Annotated in this window: 19 protein-coding genes; 10 read left to right on the top strand and 9 right to left on the bottom strand. The window is 63.4% G+C overall.

From position 1 onward, the window contains the following. Window positions 1-975 (top strand): cupin domain-containing protein (locus tag PHD22_RS12105; protein WP_299867031.1); only part of this gene is annotated, 975 nt, incomplete at its 5' end. Window positions 976-1,146: 171 nt separating this feature from the next. Next, the gene (locus PHD22_RS12100) at window positions 1,147-1,413 is read left to right on the top strand and encodes a hypothetical protein (RefSeq protein ID WP_299867029.1); all 267 of its coding nucleotides are present in this window, start codon (window positions 1,147-1,149) and stop codon (window positions 1,411-1,413) included. Window positions 1,414-1,540: 127 nt separating this feature from the next. Here PHD22_RS12100 and bamC read toward each other — a convergent pair whose 3' ends face one another. From bamC to PHD22_RS12085, 3 genes are all read right to left on the bottom strand, one after another. Further along, window positions 1,541-2,704: an outer membrane protein assembly factor BamC gene (gene bamC, locus PHD22_RS12095; RefSeq protein WP_299867026.1), complete on the bottom strand. Its 1,164-nt coding sequence runs from the start codon at window positions 2,702-2,704 to the stop codon at window positions 1,541-1,543. Window positions 2,705-2,734: 30 nt separating this feature from the next. After that, the gene (gene dapA / locus PHD22_RS12090; RefSeq protein WP_299867023.1) at window positions 2,735-3,613 is read right to left on the bottom strand and encodes a 4-hydroxy-tetrahydrodipicolinate synthase; all 879 of its coding nucleotides are present in this window, start codon (window positions 3,611-3,613) and stop codon (window positions 2,735-2,737) included. A 147-nt stretch (window positions 3,614-3,760) separates the two neighbouring features. Then, on the bottom strand, window positions 3,761-4,687 hold the full coding sequence (locus PHD22_RS12085; protein ID WP_299867020.1) for a histone deacetylase family protein: 927 nt from the start codon (window positions 4,685-4,687) through the stop codon (window positions 3,761-3,763). 177 nt (window positions 4,688-4,864) lie between these two features. Between PHD22_RS12085 and PHD22_RS12080 the strand changes: the two genes are divergently transcribed. From PHD22_RS12080 to mltB, 4 genes are read left to right on the top strand one after another with little or no spacing between them, the layout of a single operon-like run. Further along, on the top strand, window positions 4,865-5,782 hold the full coding sequence (locus tag PHD22_RS12080; RefSeq protein WP_299867017.1) for an AAA family ATPase: 918 nt from the start codon (window positions 4,865-4,867) through the stop codon (window positions 5,780-5,782). After that, window positions 5,782-6,759, top strand: coding sequence for a DUF58 domain-containing protein (locus PHD22_RS12075; RefSeq protein WP_299867014.1), 978 nt, complete (start codon window positions 5,782-5,784; stop codon window positions 6,757-6,759). The genes PHD22_RS12080 and PHD22_RS12075 overlap by 1 nt, the downstream gene beginning before the upstream one ends. Then, the gene (locus PHD22_RS12070; protein ID WP_299867011.1) at window positions 6,752-8,698 is read left to right on the top strand and encodes a DUF3488 and transglutaminase-like domain-containing protein; all 1,947 of its coding nucleotides are present in this window, start codon (window positions 6,752-6,754) and stop codon (window positions 8,696-8,698) included. Before PHD22_RS12075 ends, PHD22_RS12070 begins: the two co-directional genes overlap by 8 nt. Further along, window positions 8,695-9,720 (top strand): lytic murein transglycosylase B, encoded by a 1,026-nt coding sequence (mltB, locus tag PHD22_RS12065; RefSeq protein WP_299867008.1) that lies wholly within the window; start codon window positions 8,695-8,697, stop codon window positions 9,718-9,720. The genes PHD22_RS12070 and mltB overlap by 4 nt, the downstream gene beginning before the upstream one ends. A 50-nt stretch (window positions 9,721-9,770) precedes the next feature. Here mltB and rpoS read toward each other — a convergent pair whose 3' ends face one another. From rpoS to surE, 4 genes are all read right to left on the bottom strand, one after another. Continuing rightward, entirely contained in the window at window positions 9,771-10,706 is a 936-nt protein-coding gene (gene rpoS, locus PHD22_RS12060) for an RNA polymerase sigma factor RpoS (RefSeq protein WP_299867005.1), read from the bottom strand. 180 nt (window positions 10,707-10,886) lie between these two features. Continuing rightward, window positions 10,887-11,843, bottom strand: a complete 957-nt coding sequence (locus PHD22_RS12055) for a peptidoglycan DD-metalloendopeptidase family protein (RefSeq protein WP_299867002.1) — start codon at window positions 11,841-11,843, stop codon at window positions 10,887-10,889. Window positions 11,844-11,856: 13 nt separating this feature from the next. Beyond that, window positions 11,857-12,516 (bottom strand): protein-L-isoaspartate(D-aspartate) O-methyltransferase, encoded by a 660-nt coding sequence (locus PHD22_RS12050; RefSeq protein WP_299867000.1) that lies wholly within the window; start codon window positions 12,514-12,516, stop codon window positions 11,857-11,859. Further along, window positions 12,513-13,256, bottom strand: coding sequence for a 5'/3'-nucleotidase SurE (gene surE, locus PHD22_RS12045; protein WP_299866997.1), 744 nt, complete (start codon window positions 13,254-13,256; stop codon window positions 12,513-12,515). Before surE ends, PHD22_RS12050 begins: the two co-directional genes overlap by 4 nt. A 248-nt stretch (window positions 13,257-13,504) precedes the next feature. Between surE and msrP the strand changes: the two genes are divergently transcribed. Together msrP and PHD22_RS12035 are read left to right on the top strand one after the other, a co-directional pair. Next, window positions 13,505-14,434: a protein-methionine-sulfoxide reductase catalytic subunit MsrP gene (msrP, locus tag PHD22_RS12040; protein ID WP_299866994.1), complete on the top strand. Its 930-nt coding sequence runs from the start codon at window positions 13,505-13,507 to the stop codon at window positions 14,432-14,434. Window positions 14,435-14,452: 18 nt separating this feature from the next. Continuing rightward, on the top strand, window positions 14,453-15,121 hold the full coding sequence (locus tag PHD22_RS12035) for a protein-methionine-sulfoxide reductase heme-binding subunit MsrQ (RefSeq protein WP_299866989.1): 669 nt from the start codon (window positions 14,453-14,455) through the stop codon (window positions 15,119-15,121). Window positions 15,122-15,148: 27 nt separating this feature from the next. On the opposite strand, the gene mog is transcribed toward PHD22_RS12035, so the two are convergent. Continuing rightward, window positions 15,149-15,739, bottom strand: a complete 591-nt coding sequence (gene mog / locus PHD22_RS12030; RefSeq protein ID WP_299866986.1) for a molybdopterin adenylyltransferase — start codon at window positions 15,737-15,739, stop codon at window positions 15,149-15,151. Then, window positions 15,736-16,293: a ribosome biogenesis factor YjgA gene (yjgA, locus tag PHD22_RS12025; RefSeq protein ID WP_299866983.1), complete on the bottom strand. Its 558-nt coding sequence runs from the start codon at window positions 16,291-16,293 to the stop codon at window positions 15,736-15,738. The genes mog and yjgA overlap by 4 nt, the downstream gene beginning before the upstream one ends. A 67-nt stretch (window positions 16,294-16,360) precedes the next feature. Between yjgA and pmbA the strand changes: the two genes are divergently transcribed. Continuing rightward, a complete protein-coding gene (gene pmbA / locus PHD22_RS12020; RefSeq protein WP_299866980.1) occupies window positions 16,361-17,701 on the top strand; it encodes a metalloprotease PmbA in 1,341 nt (446 codons plus the stop codon). 44 nt (window positions 17,702-17,745) lie between these two features. After that, window positions 17,746-18,429: twin-arginine translocation signal domain-containing protein (locus PHD22_RS12015; RefSeq protein ID WP_299866977.1), on the top strand; the 684-nt coding region annotated here is incomplete at its 3' end.

Raw genomic sequence — 18,429 nt, 5'->3', positions numbered from 1 at the left:
TCCCGCTACATCACCCACGACGGCAGGCACTGGGAAGTCATCCGCGGCCCCCAGCGGGCGGCAGATCTGAAACGCAAGAAGCATCCCTGGACGGTGCTGGTACAGGGCCTGAACCTGTTCTGCCCGGAAGGAGACACCCTTCTCCACCGCTTCGACTTCATCCCGCAGGCCCGCCTGGACGACCTGATGGTCAGCTACGCAACCGATGGTGGCGGCGTGGGCCCCCACTTTGACAACTACGATGTATTCCTGCTCCAGGGCTTCGGGCAGCGACGCTGGCAGATCGGCAATCAGGACGACCGCAGCCTGGTGGAAGATGCGCCACTCAAGATCCTCAAGGACTTTCGCCCCGTGCATGACTGGGTGCTGAACCCGGGAGACATGCTCTACCTGCCTCCCCACTGGGCCCATAACGGTATCGCCGTGGGGGAATGCACGACCTACTCCATCGGCTTCCGCTCTCCTACCTATCAGGAACTTGGGCAGCAGTTTCTCGAACACATGCAGGAATGCATCCAGCTCGAAGGTATTTACGCCGACCCGGACCTGCAGCGGCAGGCCAATTCCGCCGAGATCGGCGAGGCCATGGTCGCCCGGATCGCAGAACAGCTGAACCGGATCACCTGGAGCACCGACGACGTCAGGCGCTTCCTGGGCACCTACCTCACCGAGCCCAAACCCCACGTCTTCTTCGACTCGCCGGAAGAACCCCTCGAGCACGAAGAGTTCGTATCCATGGGCATCGACCTGGGATACCGCCTGGACGCCCGCAGCCTGCTGCTCTTCAGCCAGGGGCAATTCTTCCTGAACGGCGAACCGGTCCATGTCTGTGAGGAAGACGCCGCCGGCATCGCCCAACTGGCCGATCGCCGGGCCCTGGACACCCTGGTGGGGCTGTCCGAGGAATCCCTGGCGCTCCTCTATGACTGGTACTGCTGCGGTTTTGCCCATCCATCAAAATCCGTTATCAGTTAATCCAGGATCACGGAGGTTATCAACCGGCAGGGCGCCATCAGTGCGGCAATGCAACAATGTCTTTATTCAACGACTTCCTCCGTGATAGGATTCGCTTTGGTACGGGTTCCCCACCCGACTACCCCTAAATTTAGGTTGCTGTACTTCATTTATCGATAAGGGAAACCAACAATGAAACAATCTCTCCTGGTTGCTGCTCTCGTTGCACTTGCTGTTTCCGCTTGCGGCAAGAAGGAAGAGCCGGCTCCCGCTCCGGCCCCCGCTCCCGCTGCTGAAGCTGCCGCTCCGGCCGCTGCACCCGCCGCCGCTCCCGCTGGCGACGCCGCTGCTGCTCCGGCCGCTGCTGGCGATGCCAAGCCGGCCGAAGGCGCTGCTGCCGCTCCGGCTGGCGATGCCGCTGCCGCTCCGGCCGCTGCCCCCGCCGAAGAAAAGAAGTAATCCTTTCTTCGAGCATGAAAAAAGCCAACCTTCGGGTTGGCTTTTTTCATGCTCTCGCCCTGGTGACGATGCCATCAAGGAAAACGCCGAACTTGCCGGTGTTTTCCTTGATGAGTGAAGGCAGCCTTTACTTGAGCTGCTCGTGCAGCAACCCCAGGATCTTGCGCGCCGAGTCAGAAGCATCCACGCCGCCTTCCCGGGTCAGAACCTGAACGCTGGAAGCGCCGGTTACGCCCTTGACGTAAATCCGGTATTGACTCCCGGAAGCCACCTGCTCAGGCTTGCTGCTACGCCAGAACGCGAGCTTGGAGAGGATGCCATCATCCTCACCCTTTCTTTTCGCGTCCACTTCCGGATCCACGTAGCGGACGTAATAGATACCCTGATTACGATCCCGGTCCTCCACGGTAAAGCCGACACGATCCAGGGCCAGACCGACTCGCCGCCAGGCCCGGTCAAATCCTTCCTCGACCTGCAGCACGGCAACACCATCGGTCGCTTTCTGGAGCCTAGCCTTTTCAAGCTTGGGCGCAGCTGCAACCTGAGCCTTAACCCTCCCCTCGTCCGCCCCCAGGCGAATCATCAGGCGCTGGAGGAACTCTGCCTCCAGCTCCGGATCTGCCGGGCGTGGCTGCCAGATGGTTCTTTCCTTGGCCTCGGTGGGATAGATCTCCATCATGCCTCGATGACTGATGTAGATTTCCACGACGCCATTCTCCGCGGAGCTTTCAAAACGGGTCCGGAACTTGTCACGCTCCGGCGTCGAATACAGACCGTCAATGACCTTGCCCAGCGTGCGGCGGATGATGTCATCGTTGATCTTGGCCCGATTCTCGGCCCAGTCGGTTTCCATCACGCCGATCTCGGGACGGTCCACGTTGAGGATGAAACCATTCTCCTGCCAGAACTCACGAACCTGGGGCCACAGCTTGTCCGCACTCCCGGACACCACCAGCCAGCGCTGACTGCCAGAACGCTCAATGCGCATCTTGTCGATGGATTGGGGTGCCACTTTCGTGACCCCCTGGGCTGCAGCCTGGGCGGGCGCTCCCCGCTCGGCGTTGTAAGCCGACAAGGTGGCGGACCCCCTGGGATTGAGATCGGGCACCGCATAACGATCATCAGCAGTCGGTGCGGTCAGGTCAGGCGGGACTTCCAGAGAAGCCCGCGCAGGACCGGTCGAGGCGCTCTTGTAGTCAATCTTCTTCGATTCCATCAGGGAACCGGAGCAACCGGCCAGGGCGATCGTCATTGCGACCGCCGAGCCGGCAGCCAGCTTACGGCTATGCATGCGTAACCCTCGGGATTTTTATGGAGGAACTCAAACTTCGACGCCAGCCTGGCGCATGGCTTCAAGCACCCGCGGCTGACTGGCTTCAGAGAGACGGGTCAAGGGAAGGCGGAGGGCCCCACCGATCAGACCCATCTGCTCCACCGCCCACTTGACCGGAATGGGGTTGGCTTCGCAGAACAGATGACGATGCAGCCCCACCAGCCTTGCATTGATGTCCCTCGCCCGGACACCGTCACCCGCAGAAGCCGCGACGCACATTTCATGCATCAGCCGGGGAGCCACATTGGCGGTAACGGAAATGGTGCCATGGCCACCCAGGAGGATGAAGGCCATTGCCGTCATGTCATCCCCCGTGTACAGGGCAAAATCCTTGGGGGCACGGGCAATCAGATCGCAGGCACGATCAATGTTTCCGGTTGCATCCTTGATCCCGATGATGTTCGGGATCTCGGCCAGACGCAGGGCGGTATCGTTGGACAGGTCAGCAACCGTGCGACCCGGCACGTTGTAAAGGATCAGGGGCAGCGGGCTGGCTTCGGCGATCGCCTTGAAGTGCAGATACAAGCCTTCCTGAGTCGGGCGATTATAGTAGGGCACCACCGACAGACCCGCCACGGCTCCCGCCTGACGGGCAAATTCAGTCAGTTCGATCGCTTCGCGGGTGGAGTTGGCCCCGGTCCCGGCAATGATGGGAATGCGACCCGCAGCGTGTTCCACGGAAACGCGGATCAACTCGCAGTGCTCCTCCACATCCACCGTCGGTGATTCACCGGTAGTGCCAACAACAACGATGCCGTCGGTACCTTCCTGAACATGGAAATCGATGAGCTTGCGCAAACTGGGCAGATCCAGGCTGCCATCCTCCTGCAGCGGCGTAACGACGGCGACAATCGAACCGGTAATCATGAGCTATCGCAAAAAAGGGAAAAGTTGCCTATTGTACCCAATCACTTCCGGAAGGATAGTCGCACGCAAGACACGGCCACCCAATCGGCAGGACGACTCTCCGGAAGCGCATCAAACAAAAGCCCGGCAGCCACGCAGACGCCAGCCTCAAAGATCGGCAAGCGTCTTGACGTGAGCCACCACACTGCGCGCGAGGGAAGACAGGGAGTATCCCCCTTCAAGCATGGAGACGATACGCCGCCGGGCCGACTCCGCCGCCACGGCCTTGAGCTGCTCGGTCACCCAGATGTAATCCGCCTCGACCAGACCCATGGAGCCCATATCATCCTCGTAGTGGGCATCGAAACCCGCCGAGATGAAGATCATCTCGGGGGCATGATTACGCAGGGCTGGCATCCAGATGTCGGTCACAGCTTCCCGGAACACATCCCCACGGCTGCCGGCCTTGAGAGGAACATTGACCATGTTGGGGGCCGGGTTGTCAGCTCCGCTGTAAGGATAAAACGGGTGCTGGAAGATGCTGGCCATCAGCACCCGGGGGTCGCCCTTGAAGATGTCTTCGGTGCCATTGCCGTGATGGACATCGAAATCGATCACCGCGACCCGTTTGAGACCGTGCTCCTCCAGCGCATGTAGCGCAGCAATGGCCACGTTGTTGAAGAAACAGAAGCCCATCGGCTTGATGGCCTCGGCATGATGACCCGGGGGCCGGATGGCGCAGAAAGCATTCTCTGCTTCACCAGCCATGACCAGGTCGGTCGCCATGATGCCGGCTCCAGCGGATCGCAGGGCCGCCTTCATGGAGTGGGGGCACAGCGCAGTATCCGGATCCAGGTGGCGGATGCCGTGCTCCGGCACACTCGCCATGATCGCCTCCACATGATAGAGGGGGTGGGCACGGGCGATCTGGCCCACCGTTGCAAGGGGGGCATCATGAAAGGACAGATACATGTCAAGCCCTGCCGCAATCAACCGGTCGTTGATGGCCCCAAGGCGCTCCGGAGCCTCCGGGTGATGCTCACCCATGTTGTGAAGCCAGCAGTCCCGGTGCGTGATGAATGCGGTACTCGTCATTAAACTCTCCCCTGCCTCGCGTAGTGCGTCGATCCTGCCGTTCAATTGTTGCATGTCTGGCGAACGCACAGCCAGGCAGACGCTCCATAACAGGGAGAGCCCCTGGCCACGACGGCGCCAACCATGCTGTTGTGGAATCATTATCCCCTTATCTGGACCCTGAAAAAAGCCCACGCCATGCCGATCCACATAGCCCAACGCCTTATCGACAGCGCCTGCCAAGTGATCCTGGGCAAGGAGCACGCCGTTCGCCTGGCCCTGAGCTGCCTGCTTGCCCGGGGCCACCTGCTCATCGAAGACCTCCCCGGCGTGGGCAAGACCACCCTCGCCCACCTGCTGGCCCGGTTGCTCGGCCTGCAGTTCCAGCGCATTCAGTTCACCAGCGACCTACTCCCTGCCGACATCCTTGGTGTGTCGGTCTTCGATCAGCGGGACGGTCAATTCCGCTTTCACCCCGGCCCCATTTTCGCCCAGCTGGTCCTGGCCGACGAAATCAATCGGGCCACCCCAAAGGCCCAGAGCGCCCTCCTGGAGGCGATGGAAGAGCGGCAGATCAGTGCCGAAGGTCAGACTTGGCCCCTGCCATCCCCCTTCTTCGTGATCGCCACCCAGAATCCGTCAGAACAGATCGGCACCTTCCCGCTGCCCGAAAGCCAGCTGGACCGTTTCCTGATGTGCATTTCCCTGGGTTACCCATCGCCGGAGGCCGAACGGGCGCTGCTGGCCGGCGACGACCGGCGCGATCTTCTCGCCCGACTACCCGCCGAACTGCAACCAGGCGAGCTGGACACGCTACTGGCCGCCGTCCGGGCCATTCACGTGGCCCCCCGGCTGCTCGATTACCTTCAGGCCCTGCTGACCCACAGCAGGGAAAGTGCAGACTTCAGCAGTGGCCTATCCCCGCGGGCCGGCCTGGCACTACTGGCAGCCTCCCGCGCCTGGGCTCTGCTGGCGGGACGGGATCACGTCCTGCCAGAAGATGTACAGGCCGTCCTCCCGGCAGTGGCCGGACACCGGCTACGAACCGGCAGCAGCGGTGCGCTCTCGGCAGAACAGCTGAGCCGCCGGCTTCTGGAAGCCGTCCCGCTCCCGTGATGAGGGCTGCACGCTCGCCCCGCCGCATCCTTGAGCGCTGGCTGTTCCGGGTCGGAGATCCCGAGCCCTCTCCGGTCCAGCTCGGACAGCGTCGCATCTTTGTGCTGCCCACGTCCTTCGGGCTGGCACTGGGCGCCAGCCTGCTGGTGATGCTGCTCGCCTCAATCAACTACAACCTGAGCCTCGGTTTCGCCCTGACCTTCCTGATTGCCGGAACGGCCTGGGTCAGCATCCACCACGCCTTCCGCACCCTGATCCACCTTGGCGTGCGTGCCGGCCGCAGTCCGGCCGTGTTTCTGGGAGAGGCGGCAGTCTTCAGTGTGATCCTGGACAATCCGGCAGACCGCCATCGCCGGGGCCTGCAACTCTGGCCGACGGGCAGCCCCTCACCGGAGGAAACCTTCGACCTCTCCCCTGACACCACTCAAGTCATCAAGATCACCGTTGCGACCCACTCCCGCGGCTGGCTGCAGTTGCCTCGCCTGACCCTGGAAAGTCGCTATCCCCTGGGATTGATCCGGGCCTGGAGCCTGTTCCAGCCCGAACTCCGCTGCCTGGTCTACCCCGCGCTGGAGCAACACTCCCCCTCACTCCCCTTCGGGGATGGTCCGCGCCCGGGCGACAGAGGCCGGCAGGGGGGTACGGACGACTTTGCCGGCCTACGCCACCACCAGCCTGCCGACTCCCCGCGCCACATCGCCTGGAAAGCTGTTGCCCGGGGAGCCCCCTGGCAGACCAAGGAATTCGAAGGCCACAGTGCCCGTGTGATCTGGCTGGACTGGAACACACTCCCCCCGAGCATGGATGTGGAAACCCGGCTGAGCCGTCTTGCCCGATGGGTCGTGGAGGCGGAACGGGCAGGCGTGGACTACGGCCTGCGCCTGCCGGGCTCCAGCCACCCCCCCGGACAAGGGGAGCCCCACCGCCACGCCTGCCTGAAGATGCTGGCCCTGCATGGTTCGCCCGGACATGACTAAACCCAGCCTGCGTCCGGACCAGACCGGCTGGCTGATCGCAGCTGCAGGCCTCAGTCTGGCCCCCCACGCCAGCCATCTGCCCCTGGCCATCTCCGCCCTGTGCCTGCTCCTGCTGCTCTGGCGAGGCTTGCTTAACCACCGCGGGGCGCCCCTTCCCTCCCGCAGCCTGCTGCTGCTCATCGTGGCCGTGATGGCGAGCCTGGTCCTGCTGGAGTTCCGGCATTTTTTTGGCAAGGATCCAGGCATTGCCCTGCTGGCTGGCCTGCTCAGCCTGAAGCTGCTGGAAACCCGCAGCCCGCGGGACGGACGCGCAGTGCTGCTGCTGAGTTTTTTCATGCAGCTGGGGCAATTCCTGTACCAGCAGCACATGGGGATTGCCGCCCTGGCCCTGATGGGCACGCTTGCAGCCGTCGGCGCCATGCTGGCACTGCAGGGGCGTCCGGAGCCTGTCGGACAGCGTATCCGGGTGGCAGGCACCCTGGTGCTCCAGGGGCTTCCCCTGATGGTCGTACTGTTCGTGCTGTTCCCGCGGGTCCCCGGGCCCCTGTGGGGGCTTCCCGCCGATGCCTTCAACCGGAGCACCGGCCTGTCAGACACCATGACACCCGGGGATATCGCACACCTCTCCGAGTCCGGCGCGATCGCGTTCCGGGCAGCCTTCCAGGGCGCGTCTCCACCCCCCCCTGCCGAACGCTACTGGCGGGGTCCTGTCCTAAGCCGGTTTGACGGCCGCAGCTGGCACCAGGGACCCACGACCAGGCTGTCGAAGCCAGCTTACACGCCCCAGGGCCCAGCCCATTCCTATATCCTGACCCTGGAGCCCCACAACCAGCGCTGGCTGCTGGCCCTGGACTTCCCGGCATCCGCGCCGGAACGCATCCATACCGACAACTTCCAGTTGTTGGCCCGGGAACCCGTGCGGGAGCGAGTGCGCCTGGCTCTCGTGTCTTACCCCCAAACGCCGGTCGGCCTGCAGGAACGGACGGTCACCCTGAGCGAGGCCCTGACCCTGCCCCCCACGGGAAACCCCCGGACCCGGGCCCTGGGAGAGCGCCTGCGAACCCAGGTCACGCGACCAGAAGACATCCCCGACCACCTGATCACCTTCTTTCGCCAGAGCCGCCTCACTTACACCCTGTCGCCCCAGGCGCTGGGAGAGGACGACGTGGACAGCTTCCTGTTCGATACCCGCCAGGGCTTCTGCGAGCACTTTGCCGGCGCCTTCGTGTTTGCCCTGCGGGCCGCCGGCGTTCCCGCCCGCGTCGTGACCGGCTACCAGGGAGGCGAGCTCAATCCGGTGGATGGCACACTCGTGGTTCGTCAGTCCGACGCCCATGCCTGGACCGAGGTCTGGCTTGAGGGCCGGGGCTGGGTCCGGATCGATCCCACAGCGGCGGCGGCGCCCCGTCGCCTCGAAGACGGCCTGGCTGCTGCCCTGGGGGGAGAGGGGCGCATTCCCCTGCTCGCCCGGGGCGATCTGGTCTGGCTGAAGGCACTCCGGAATCAGTTCGATGCCCTGAACAACCGCTGGAACCAGTGGGTTCTCGGTTACAATCAAGGCCGTCAGCAAGAAATGATGGCGTGGCTCGGATTGCACCAGGCAGGCTGGCAGGAACTCGCGGCGCTCATGAGTGGCGCCCTGGGCCTTGTGATGGCGGTTCTTGCTGGCTGGATCCTCCGCAACCGTCACAAGATCGACCCGATCGACCGCAGCTGGCTCACTTTCTGTCGTCGCCTGTCGGCCCTTGGCTTCCCCCGCCAGAGCTGGGAGGGTCCGATTGAATACACCCGGCGCGTCTCGACCCTGCGTGCCGATCTGGCGGATCCAGTCCTCGCCATCGGCACCGGCTACGCCTTGCTGCGCTATGGCCAGAACCCGGCTGACCATGCCCTGCTTCACCGCTTCCACCAATCCGTAAAACGTTTCCGCCCCCGATGAAAAGCGCACTTCCTTACCGGTCAGGTCTCCTCCTGCTCGCCGCCAGCCTGACGCTCAGCGCCCCGACCCACGCCGCACCCCGCTACGCTGACCGTCCCGAAGCCCAGCAATTCATCGAGGAAATGGAACAACGTCACGGTTTTGACCGAGACGCCCTGAACTATCTCTTCCGCCGGGCCGAATACCTGCCATCGGTCATCAAGGCCATTTCTCCTCCCAAAGATCCCGTCAGCGTCCGCTCCTGGCAACGCTACCGCAGCCGCTTCATCGAACCGATCCGCGTCAAGGCAGGTCTGGCCTTCTGGGACAGGCACGCAAGCACCATCCGGCAAGCCAGCGAGAAATATGGGGTTGCGGAAGAGATCATCGTCGGCATCATCGGCGTTGAGACCATTTACGGCCGTAACACCGGCAGCTATCAGACCTTGTCCGCCCTGGCGACCCTGGCCTTTGACTATCCCCGCCGGGCCGCCCTGTTCCGTTCCGAGCTGGAAAACCTGCTGCTGATGGCCCGGGAACAGCAGCGGGATCCACTGGACTACAAGGGAAGCTACGCCGGCGCGCTCGGCCTTCCCCAGTTCCTGCCCAGCAGCGTCCGGAATTACGCGGTCGACTTCGACGGCGATGGCCAGATCGATCTGCTCAACAGCCCTCAGGATGCCATCGGCAGTGTGGCCCGCTACCTGCAGATGCACGGCTGGGAAGCCGGACAGCCGGTCGCCCTGCGTGCCGCGACGGACAGCGGAGCCAACCTGCTTCCCCTGATCGCCAACGACATCAACCCGACCTTCGATCCGGACACGCTGGCCAGTCACGGGGTTCGCACCACTCAAGGCACATTCCCCCCGGGGAAGGCGGCCTTTGTGGAATTGGTGACACCAGGTGAGGACAGCGAATACTGGCTGGGCTATCAGAATTTCTACGTGATCACCCGCTACAACCGCAGCAGCTTCTACGCCATGTCGGTGTTTCAGCTGGGTGAGGCGGTGAAAGCTGCTCGACTGGGCGGCATGCCGAAGTAGTCCCCCACTGCACCCCCCTCTTTGGCGAACAGGGCCCAGGCAGGTGAGCGCTACAGCAGCACGTCCTTGGAAACACCCCGGCGCTTAATGATCCGGCGCAGCTGCCCCAAAGCCTCGAGCTGGATCTGCCGCACCCGCTCCCGGGTCAGCTCGAGGGTATCGGCCAGTTCTTCCAGGGTCTTGATTTCACACTCGTCGATGCCATAACGGTGGCGAATGACCATGCGCTGCTTGTCACTGAGCTGGCCGATCCACTCCCTTACCAGGGTTTCCACCTCCATGTCCTGGATCTGGACGTCAGGCGTTTCCGCGTCATCATCAGCCAGGGACTCGCCGATGGAGAGGGTCGGATCAATATCCAGGGGCGCATCCAGGGAAGCCGTATGCTCGTTGAGGGCCAGGATCGCCCGGACTTCCTCCACCGGACGGGACAGTCTGTGCGCCACATCCTCCAGGGTTGCATCGCCATTACTGGCAGCCTCCAGCTGGCGCTGGGCCCGCAACACCTGATTGAGCTCCTTCACCACATGCACCGGCAGCCGAATGGTGCGTGACTGGTTCATGATGGCCCGCTCGATGTTCTGGCGGATCCACCAGGTGGCATAGGTGGAAAACCGGAATCCCCGCTCCGGATCAAACTTCTCAAGCGCATGGATCAGACCCAGGTTTCCTTCCTCCACCAGGTCAAGCAGCGGAATTCCCCGGTTCAGGTAATGCTTGGCAATGTTGACCACCAGGCGCAGGTTACGCTCGATCATCTTCTGGCGCGCCTCGAAATCCCCCTGCCGCACGCGACGGGAAAGGGACAACTCCTCCTCTGCGGTCAAAAGGGGATTTGCGCCGATCTCATTGAGATAAAGCTGAGTGACATCACCGAGAAAATCGTTATCCGGCGTCGCAGCAGGGACTTCAAGAAAAGCTTCAACCTCCGGCGGCAGGTCGGTCTCGGTAGTTTCCAGTTCCTCGGGCACAGCCGGATCGTACATGAAGTCCTCGCGGGGTCTGGGGTGCAACCCGGGCCAGGCACTCACCTGGCCCCATCGGCCGGACTTCACACGATTTCCTGCACGGGCGAAATCCGGTGTCTATAGTGGATCTGTCATCAGCCGGCTGAGGCCGCTTCTGGCCAGAAAGCCCTGGGCCGTCTGCAAAAACGCCAGGCAGACTCAGCGAGCAGGCAGATATTTACCGGGATCCACCGGCTTACCCTGCCGACGGATCTCGAAATGCAGCTTGGGTCGATCGCTGTCAGTATCACCCAATTCTGCAATTTTCTGACCCTTGCTGACGGCCTGACCCTCCTTGACCAGCAGATTCTGGTTGTGGGCATAGGCACTCAGGTAGCTGTTGTCATGCTTGACGATCACGAGTTTGCCATAACCACGCAGTCCCGTGCCGGCATAAACCACCCGGCCACTCGCTGCCGCCAGCACCGGATCGCCCACCTTCCCTGCCAGATCCACCCCCTTGCTGGAGGTTTCATTGAATCCGGCAATCACCTTGCCTGATGTCGGCCAGGCCCAATCGATGGCGCCTTCGGGGGGCGCCTTGATTTCAGGCTTGTTTTCGGGCTTCGGTTCAGGCTTCGTCTCTGTGGGCCTGGCTTCGGTCTTCGGCACCTCCGGCCTGGGATCGACCTTGGCCACGACCATCGGCGCATCCGGCTTCTGGGCTTGCGTCCAGGCCTGCTCCGAGTAGGGTACCTTGCCCCCCTTCGGCTCCCGGCGCAGACCGTCGGCAGGGACGACAGGCGCCGTCCCCCCCACCGGGCGTACCTCAACCTGGGAGGAAGTCACGGGACGAGCAACCGCAGCATTTTCCGGAGGGCGTACCCTCAGCTCCTGTCCTACCTCGATCAGGTTGGGGTTTTCGAGGCCGCTCCAGGCGGCAATGTCACGGTAATTCTGGCCATGATCCAGAGCGATCCGGATCAAGGTGTCACCCGGCCTGACAATGTAGTAGCCCGGGCGGGCAACCTTCGGAGGGGGTGCGACCTCGGCCTTGGTCGTGGGGGAAACCTGAGCGGGCGAGCGCTCGGAAACCGGTGCCGGCGCCTTGGAGACACAACCGGCGAGGCCAACGGTGATCAAAAGGGCAAGGAGGGTAGAGCGGGACAACTTCATGCGTTCGGGGAGTTCATTCGGTGCCGGGCAGCAGCGGCACGAAACGTACCGGGCTGAGGCGTGTTTCTCGGACGGTGCGACCGTTCTTCTCAATCAGCACCAGCACCTGCTCATTGCTGCCCACGGGCAGCACCATGCGTCCGCCATCGGCAAGCTGTTCGACCAGAGCCACCGGCACTCTGGGCGCAGCCGCTGCAACGATGATGGTATCGAAGGGCGCAGCTTCAGGCAGACCGACACTACCGTCGGCATGTTTCAGACGCAGGTTGGCGAGACGCAGGTGGCGCAGGTTGCTACGGGCCCGGTCGAGCAGCGGACGGAGACGCTCCACCGAATACACTTCACTGGCCACATGGGACAGCACGGCAGCCTGGTAGCCACAGCCTGTACCCACCTCGAGGGTCTTGCCCAGTTCCCGGCCCGCGTGGAGCACTTCGATCATTCTTGCCACCACATAAGGCTGCGAGATGGTCTGCTGCAAGCCCAGGGGCAAGGCCGTGTCTTCGTAGGCGCGGGAAGCCAGGGCTTCTTCGACAAACAATTGGCGGGGCACGGCCATCATGGCTGCCAGAACCTTTTCGTCCCGGACACCCTGCTCCCTCAGACGCTCCACCATCCGCGTGCGCGAACGGAGGGCGCTCGCCAGCGCGGTACGCAGGGCCTCGCTGCTCATCGAGCCAGCCAGTCCCGCACGGTGGCAATCTGGCCCTGGTGAGTCAGGTCGATCTGCAGGGGCGTAACGGAAACATAGCCATTGGCCACCGCATGAAAATCGGTGCCCTCCCCCGCATCCTGGGCAGCCCCTGCGGCACCGACCCAATATACGGTCTCGTTGCGGGGGGTCAGGGATTTGATCGTGGGCTCCGCCTTGTGGCGCTTGCCAAGACGGGTGACCCGGATACCCTTGATCTGCTCATAGGGCAGGTCGGGTACGTTCACATTCAGCAGTGTCGGCACCTGGACGGGAGCCCGTTGAAAACGCTCCACCAGGGCCCGAGCAATCCGGCCCGCCGCAGAAAAATCGGAAGCCCCCTTGGCCACGAGGGAAATCGCAATGGCCGGCACACCCAGCAGGAAGCCCTCCGTCGCTGCAGCCACAGTCCCAGAGTAAATGGTGTCATCCCCCATGTTGGCCCCGTGGTTGATGCCCGAAACCACCATGTCCGGCAGCTCATCGAGCATGCCCGTGACGGCCAGATGAACACAATCGGTGGGCGTACCGTTCACATAGTGAAAACCGCTGGCAGCCTTGCGCAGGGACAAGGGACGATCCAGGGTCAGTGAATTGCTTGCACCGCTACGGTCCCGCTCGGGTGCCACCACGGTCACCTGCCCCACATCCCCCAGGGCCGCGGAGAGGGCCTGCAGACCGGGGGCAAAATAACCGTCATCGTTGCTCAGCAGAATGCGCATGAAATACCAATACCAGGCAGACAGGAATGGATCACGGACCCGCGAATGGACCGGCGGTCCAGGGAGGAGAGCACTGGGGATGCCAGCACGGCGCGGGTTTCAAACAGGCGACGAGTTTAGCAGAGTCGGCTTCCCGGCTGCTAGGCGCAAGCGAAGCGTGCGAACCGAAACGCCGCCGCACTGTCTTCATGCTTGTTGCTGAACCGCACGTCTGCCGTGCGTGGCCCTTCTCTTCCGGACAAACCACCATGCTGATCCGCACAGCCTCCGACATCCCCTCCTCCGAGATCACGCCGGAAGACCTGTATCAAGGACGCCGACGTTTCATCGCCCAGGCCGGGAGCCTGGCCCTGGCGGGCACCCTTGCCCCGGCCCAGGTCCGGGCAGCACCGGCACCGCTGGGGGTATTGACCAAAAGCCCCTACAGCACCAATGAAGCCAGCACCCACTACAAGGCCGTCACCACCTACAACAACTTCTATGAGTTGGGCACCGACAAGGCCGACCCTTCAGCCAACACCCACCGCCTGAAGCCCACACCCTGGACCTTGCGGATCGAAGGGCTGGTCAATAAACCCCGCAGCATTGCCATCGAGGACCTGCTCAAGCTTGCCCCCCTTGAAGAGCGGATCTACCGGATGCGCTGCGTGGAGGGCTGGTCGATGGTGATCCCCTGGGTAGGCATCCCGCTCTCCACCCTGATCCGGCAGGCCGACCCGCAGGGCAGCGCCAGATTTGTAGAGTTCGTTTCCCACTACGACCGCAGCACCATGACCCGGGGCGTGCTCGAATGGCCCTACACCGAAGGGCTGCGCCTCGATGAAGCCCTGCACCCCCTCACCCTGCTCGCGGTCGGCCTGTACGGCGAAGTGCTCCCGGTCCAGAATGGTGCCCCGGTGCGCCTGGTGGTACCCTGGAAATATGGCTTCAAGAGCGCCAAATCCCTGGTGTCGATCCGTCTTGTGGAGCGCCAGCCCGTATCGGCCTGGACCAAGGCAGCCCCCGCCGAGTATGGTTTTTTCTCCAACGTGAATCCGGAGGTGGACCATCCCCGCTGGAGCCAGGCCACCGAAAGGCGCATCGGCGAATTCAGCAAACGCAGGACCCTGATGTTCAACGGCTATGCCGATCAGGTGGCCTCCCTCTACACCGGCATGGATCTGCGCCGCTTCTACTGAGTACAAGGCCCCCCCCGCATGACGCCCAGCAACCTCCAACTCAAGGTCATCAAGACCGCGCTGTTCCTGCTCTGCCTGATGCCAGCGGTGCTGCTATGGCGCGGGCTGGAGACGGACACCCTGGGAGCAAACCCCCTGGAGACGCTGACCCGGGCTACCGGGGAATGGACCCTGCGCTTTCTGCTGATCACCCTGGCCGTCACGCCCCTGCGACGTTTCACGGGCTGGCACTGGCTGATCCGCCTGCGCCGCACCCTCGGCCTGTTTGCCTTTGCCTACGGGGCAGCTCATCTGCTCACCTACGTCTGGCTTGACCAGTTCTTCGACTGGCAGGCCATCGCCAGGGACATCCTCAAGCGTCCCTTCATCACCGTCGGCTTCGCAGCCCTCGTGCTGATGGTGCCGCTGGCACTGACCTCCAGCAACGCCGCCATCCGCCGGCTGGGCGGTCGACGCTGGCAATCGCTGCACCGTGCGATCTACCCCATCACGCTGCTGGGCTGTGTACATTTCTGGTGGCTCGTCAAGAAAGACATCACCGAACCCCTGCTCTACACCCTCGTCGCCGTTGCCCTGATCGGCCTGCGCGGCTGGTGGCGGGAGCAGGAACGTCGCAAGCAACGCGCCGGCGGCTACCTGCCCCAACCCGGACAGGGCGGCAAGGTGATCAAGATTTTTGCCAAGTAGCGCGCCGCGCCGCAGATGGCATGGCGATCAGCCCCCGGGGCGTATCGCCGACTTGGGGCGGAAAGCCTTGACGATGGCTTCATCAGTCTCGATAAAGGGACCACCGATCAGGTCGATGCAGTAGGGCACCGCGGCAAAGATGCCATGCACCTTCTGCTGCCCATCGGCCCCCTTGAGGCCTTCGAGGGTTTCAGCAATGGCCTTGGGCTGGCCAGGCAGATTGAGGATCAGGCTCCGCCCCCGGACCACCCCCACCTGACGGGACAGGATCGCCGTCGGCACGAAGGTCAGGCTGATCTGGCGCATCTGCTCGCCAAAGCCGGGCATCACCTTGTGGGCAACGGCCAGCGTGGCCTCGGGCGTCACATCCCGAGGCGCCGGCCCCGTGCCCCCGGTGGTCAGGACCAGATGGCAGCCCGCCTGGTCGCACAGCTCGATGAGGGCCGCTTCAATCAGTGGCTGCTCGTCGGGGATCAGCCGGGTTTCCATCTCCCAGGGCGTCGTCAGCACCTTACCGAACCAGGCTTGCAGGGCGGGGATGCCCTTGTCCTCATAGACACCCATCGAGGCCCGGTCGCTCACGGAGACAAGGCCGATCTTCAAAACCGGCTCATTCACGCGCCGTCTCCTTCGTCGTGGCCCGGCTCGTGATCCTCGCCACCACCCCCCTCTTCCAGTTCCCGCAGGAGACGGAACAGCTCACGGAAGGCCCGAGGCGGCTTGTTGAGCTCCTTTTCCTTGAGTGCGTTGCGCCGCAGGACCCGCAGCTGTTGCAGATCCGCACCAGGGTAGGTCTCGGCAATCGTGTGCAGGGTTTTCTCGTCTTCGAGGAGTTGAGTCCGCAGGGACTCCAGGCGGTGCATCCTGGCGGTCTCGACCACCGAGACGCCCCGAAAGGCATCCAGCGCCTCACGGATCGGCTCCGGGTCCACATTCCGCATCAGCCTGCCGATGTACTGGAGTTGCCGGCGCCTGGCCTCGTGGGTCGTGAAGCGCTGGTAATCCTTGACCGCATCGCGCAGGTCTTCATCGATGGGGACCTTGGCCAGGCGCTCCTTGCCAAGTTCAGCCAGTTCGCGGCCAAGATCCTGCAGGGCGGCGCTGTCGCGCTTGAGCTGCGACTTGCTGGGGCCGTCATATTCTTCGTCGGGGGTGTATTTGTGCTTGGCCATCTGGGCGCGAGAAGTGCTTTGTGAGGGTAAGATTATAGCCTTTAGCCCAGCCCCAGCCCCGCACACCATGGCAGACACCCGATTCAGCTTCAGTCAGGACACGCTCAAGAGCATTGCCGAGGATATTCTCAAATTCGCCCGCAAGCGCGGTGCCAGCGCCTGCGAGGTGGACGTATCCGAAGGTTTCGGCCAATCCATCACCGTCCGCCGGGACGAGGTGGACACCATCGAGTACAACCGGGACAAGGGCATCGGCGTCACCGTCTACGATGGCCAGAAACGGGGCTATGCCAGCACCTCCGATTTTTCGAAGGACGCCCTCAAGGCGACCGTGGATGCGGCGGTCTCGATCGCCCGCTTCACTGCCCCCGACCCTGCCGCCGGCCTGCCCGACGAAGCCCTGCTGGCACGGGACTTTCCTGACTTCGATCTCTATCACCCCTGGAAGATCTCCACCGAGGAAGCCATCGAACTGGCCCGTCGCTGTGAGCAGGCGGCCTTTGCCGTTAGCCCGGAAATCCGCAACTCCGACGGTGCCAGTGTCTCCCTGCAGGAGTCCCACTTCATTTCGGCCAACAGCCTGGGGTTCATGGGAGGCTACGCCAGCTCCCGGCATTACCTGTCCTGCTCGGTCATCGCCGGCGAAGGGGACGACATGCAACGGGACGACTGGTACACCACCAAGCGGGACCCGTCCGAACTCGCCAACGCAGAGGAAATCGGCCACTTTGCGGCCCGTCGTGCGCTGGCCCGGCTCGGGGCCCGCCAGGTGGCCACCTGCGAAGTGCCAGTGCTGTTCGAAGCCCCCCTGGCGGCAGGCCTGATCGGAGCCTTCGTCCATGCGGTCAGTGGCGGCGCCCTTTACCGCAAGTCCAGTTTCCTGCTCGACAGCCTGGGCAAGCAGGTTTTCCCTTCCCACATCCAGATCTCCGAGCGCCCCCACCTGGCCAAGGCCTTTGCCAGCAGCCCTTTTGACGATGATGGCGTGGCCACCCGTGACCGGGAAGTCATCATCGACGGCGTGCTCCAGGGCTATTTCCTGAGCACCTACTCGGCCCGCAAGCTGGGCATGCAAAGCACCGGCAATGCAGGCGGGAGCCACAACCTGCTGGTCAAGCCCGGCCAGCACGACCTGGAAGGCCTGATCAGGCAGATGGATCGGGGCCTGCTGGTCACCGAACTCCTGGGCCATGGGGTCAACTACGTCACCGGCGACTACTCCCGGGGTGCCGCAGGGTTCTGGATCGAAAACGGGCAGATCCAGTACCCGGTGCATGAAATCACGATCGCCGGCAATCTCAAGGACATCCTGATGGGCATCCGCGAGATCGGCTCCGACGTGCTGGTGCGGGGCTCCAAGCACTGCGGCTCGATCCTGGTCGATCGCATGACCGTCGCCGGTGCCTGATCCACACACCTTCAGTCCCTCACGAGAAAGAAGAGGAAACAGCCATGGAACGCCGCTCCTTCCTTAAGCAGGCCTCTGCCGGTGCCGCCGCCGGCGCCGTTGCTGCGCCGGCGCTGGCCGCCGACCTCCCAAGCATCAAATGGCGCCTGGCCTCGGGTTTCCCGAAAACCCTCGACGCCATCTTCGGCGCCACCGAAACGGTGGCCAGACGGGTGGCCGCAGCCACCGGCGGCAAATTCCAGATCAGCCTTTTTGCCGCAGGCGAGATCGTCCCCACCCCCGGCGTCCTGGACGCGGTCAAGGACGGCACCGTCGAACTGGGCCACGCGGCGTCCTACTGGTACATCGGCAAGGACCCCACCCTGGCCTTCGACACCGCCCTGCCCTTTGGCCTCAACAGTCGCCAGCAGACCGCCTGGATGATGGAAGGTGGCGGCCTGGAACTCCTGCGTGAGTTCTTCAAGGGCTACAACATCGTCAATATTCCCTGTGGCAACACCGGAACCCAGATGGGGGGCTGGTTCCGCAAGGAGATCAGGAAGCCCGACGACCTGAAGGGACTCAAGTTCCGCATCGGTGGCTTCGCCGGTCAGGTGCTCGCCAGGATGGGCGTGGTGCCCCAGCAGATCCCGCCTGCCGACATCTACCCGGCACTCGAAAAAGGCACCATCGACGCCACCGAATGGATCGGCCCCTACGATGACCAGAAGCTCGGTTTCAACCGGGTC

It is taken from the genome of Zoogloea sp. (assembly GCF_028693495.1).
Lineage (GTDB): Bacteria > Pseudomonadota > Gammaproteobacteria > Burkholderiales > Rhodocyclaceae > Zoogloea.
Note: the sequence above shows the minus strand (reverse complement) of the source record. Positions and strands in the feature narration are given on the sequence as shown.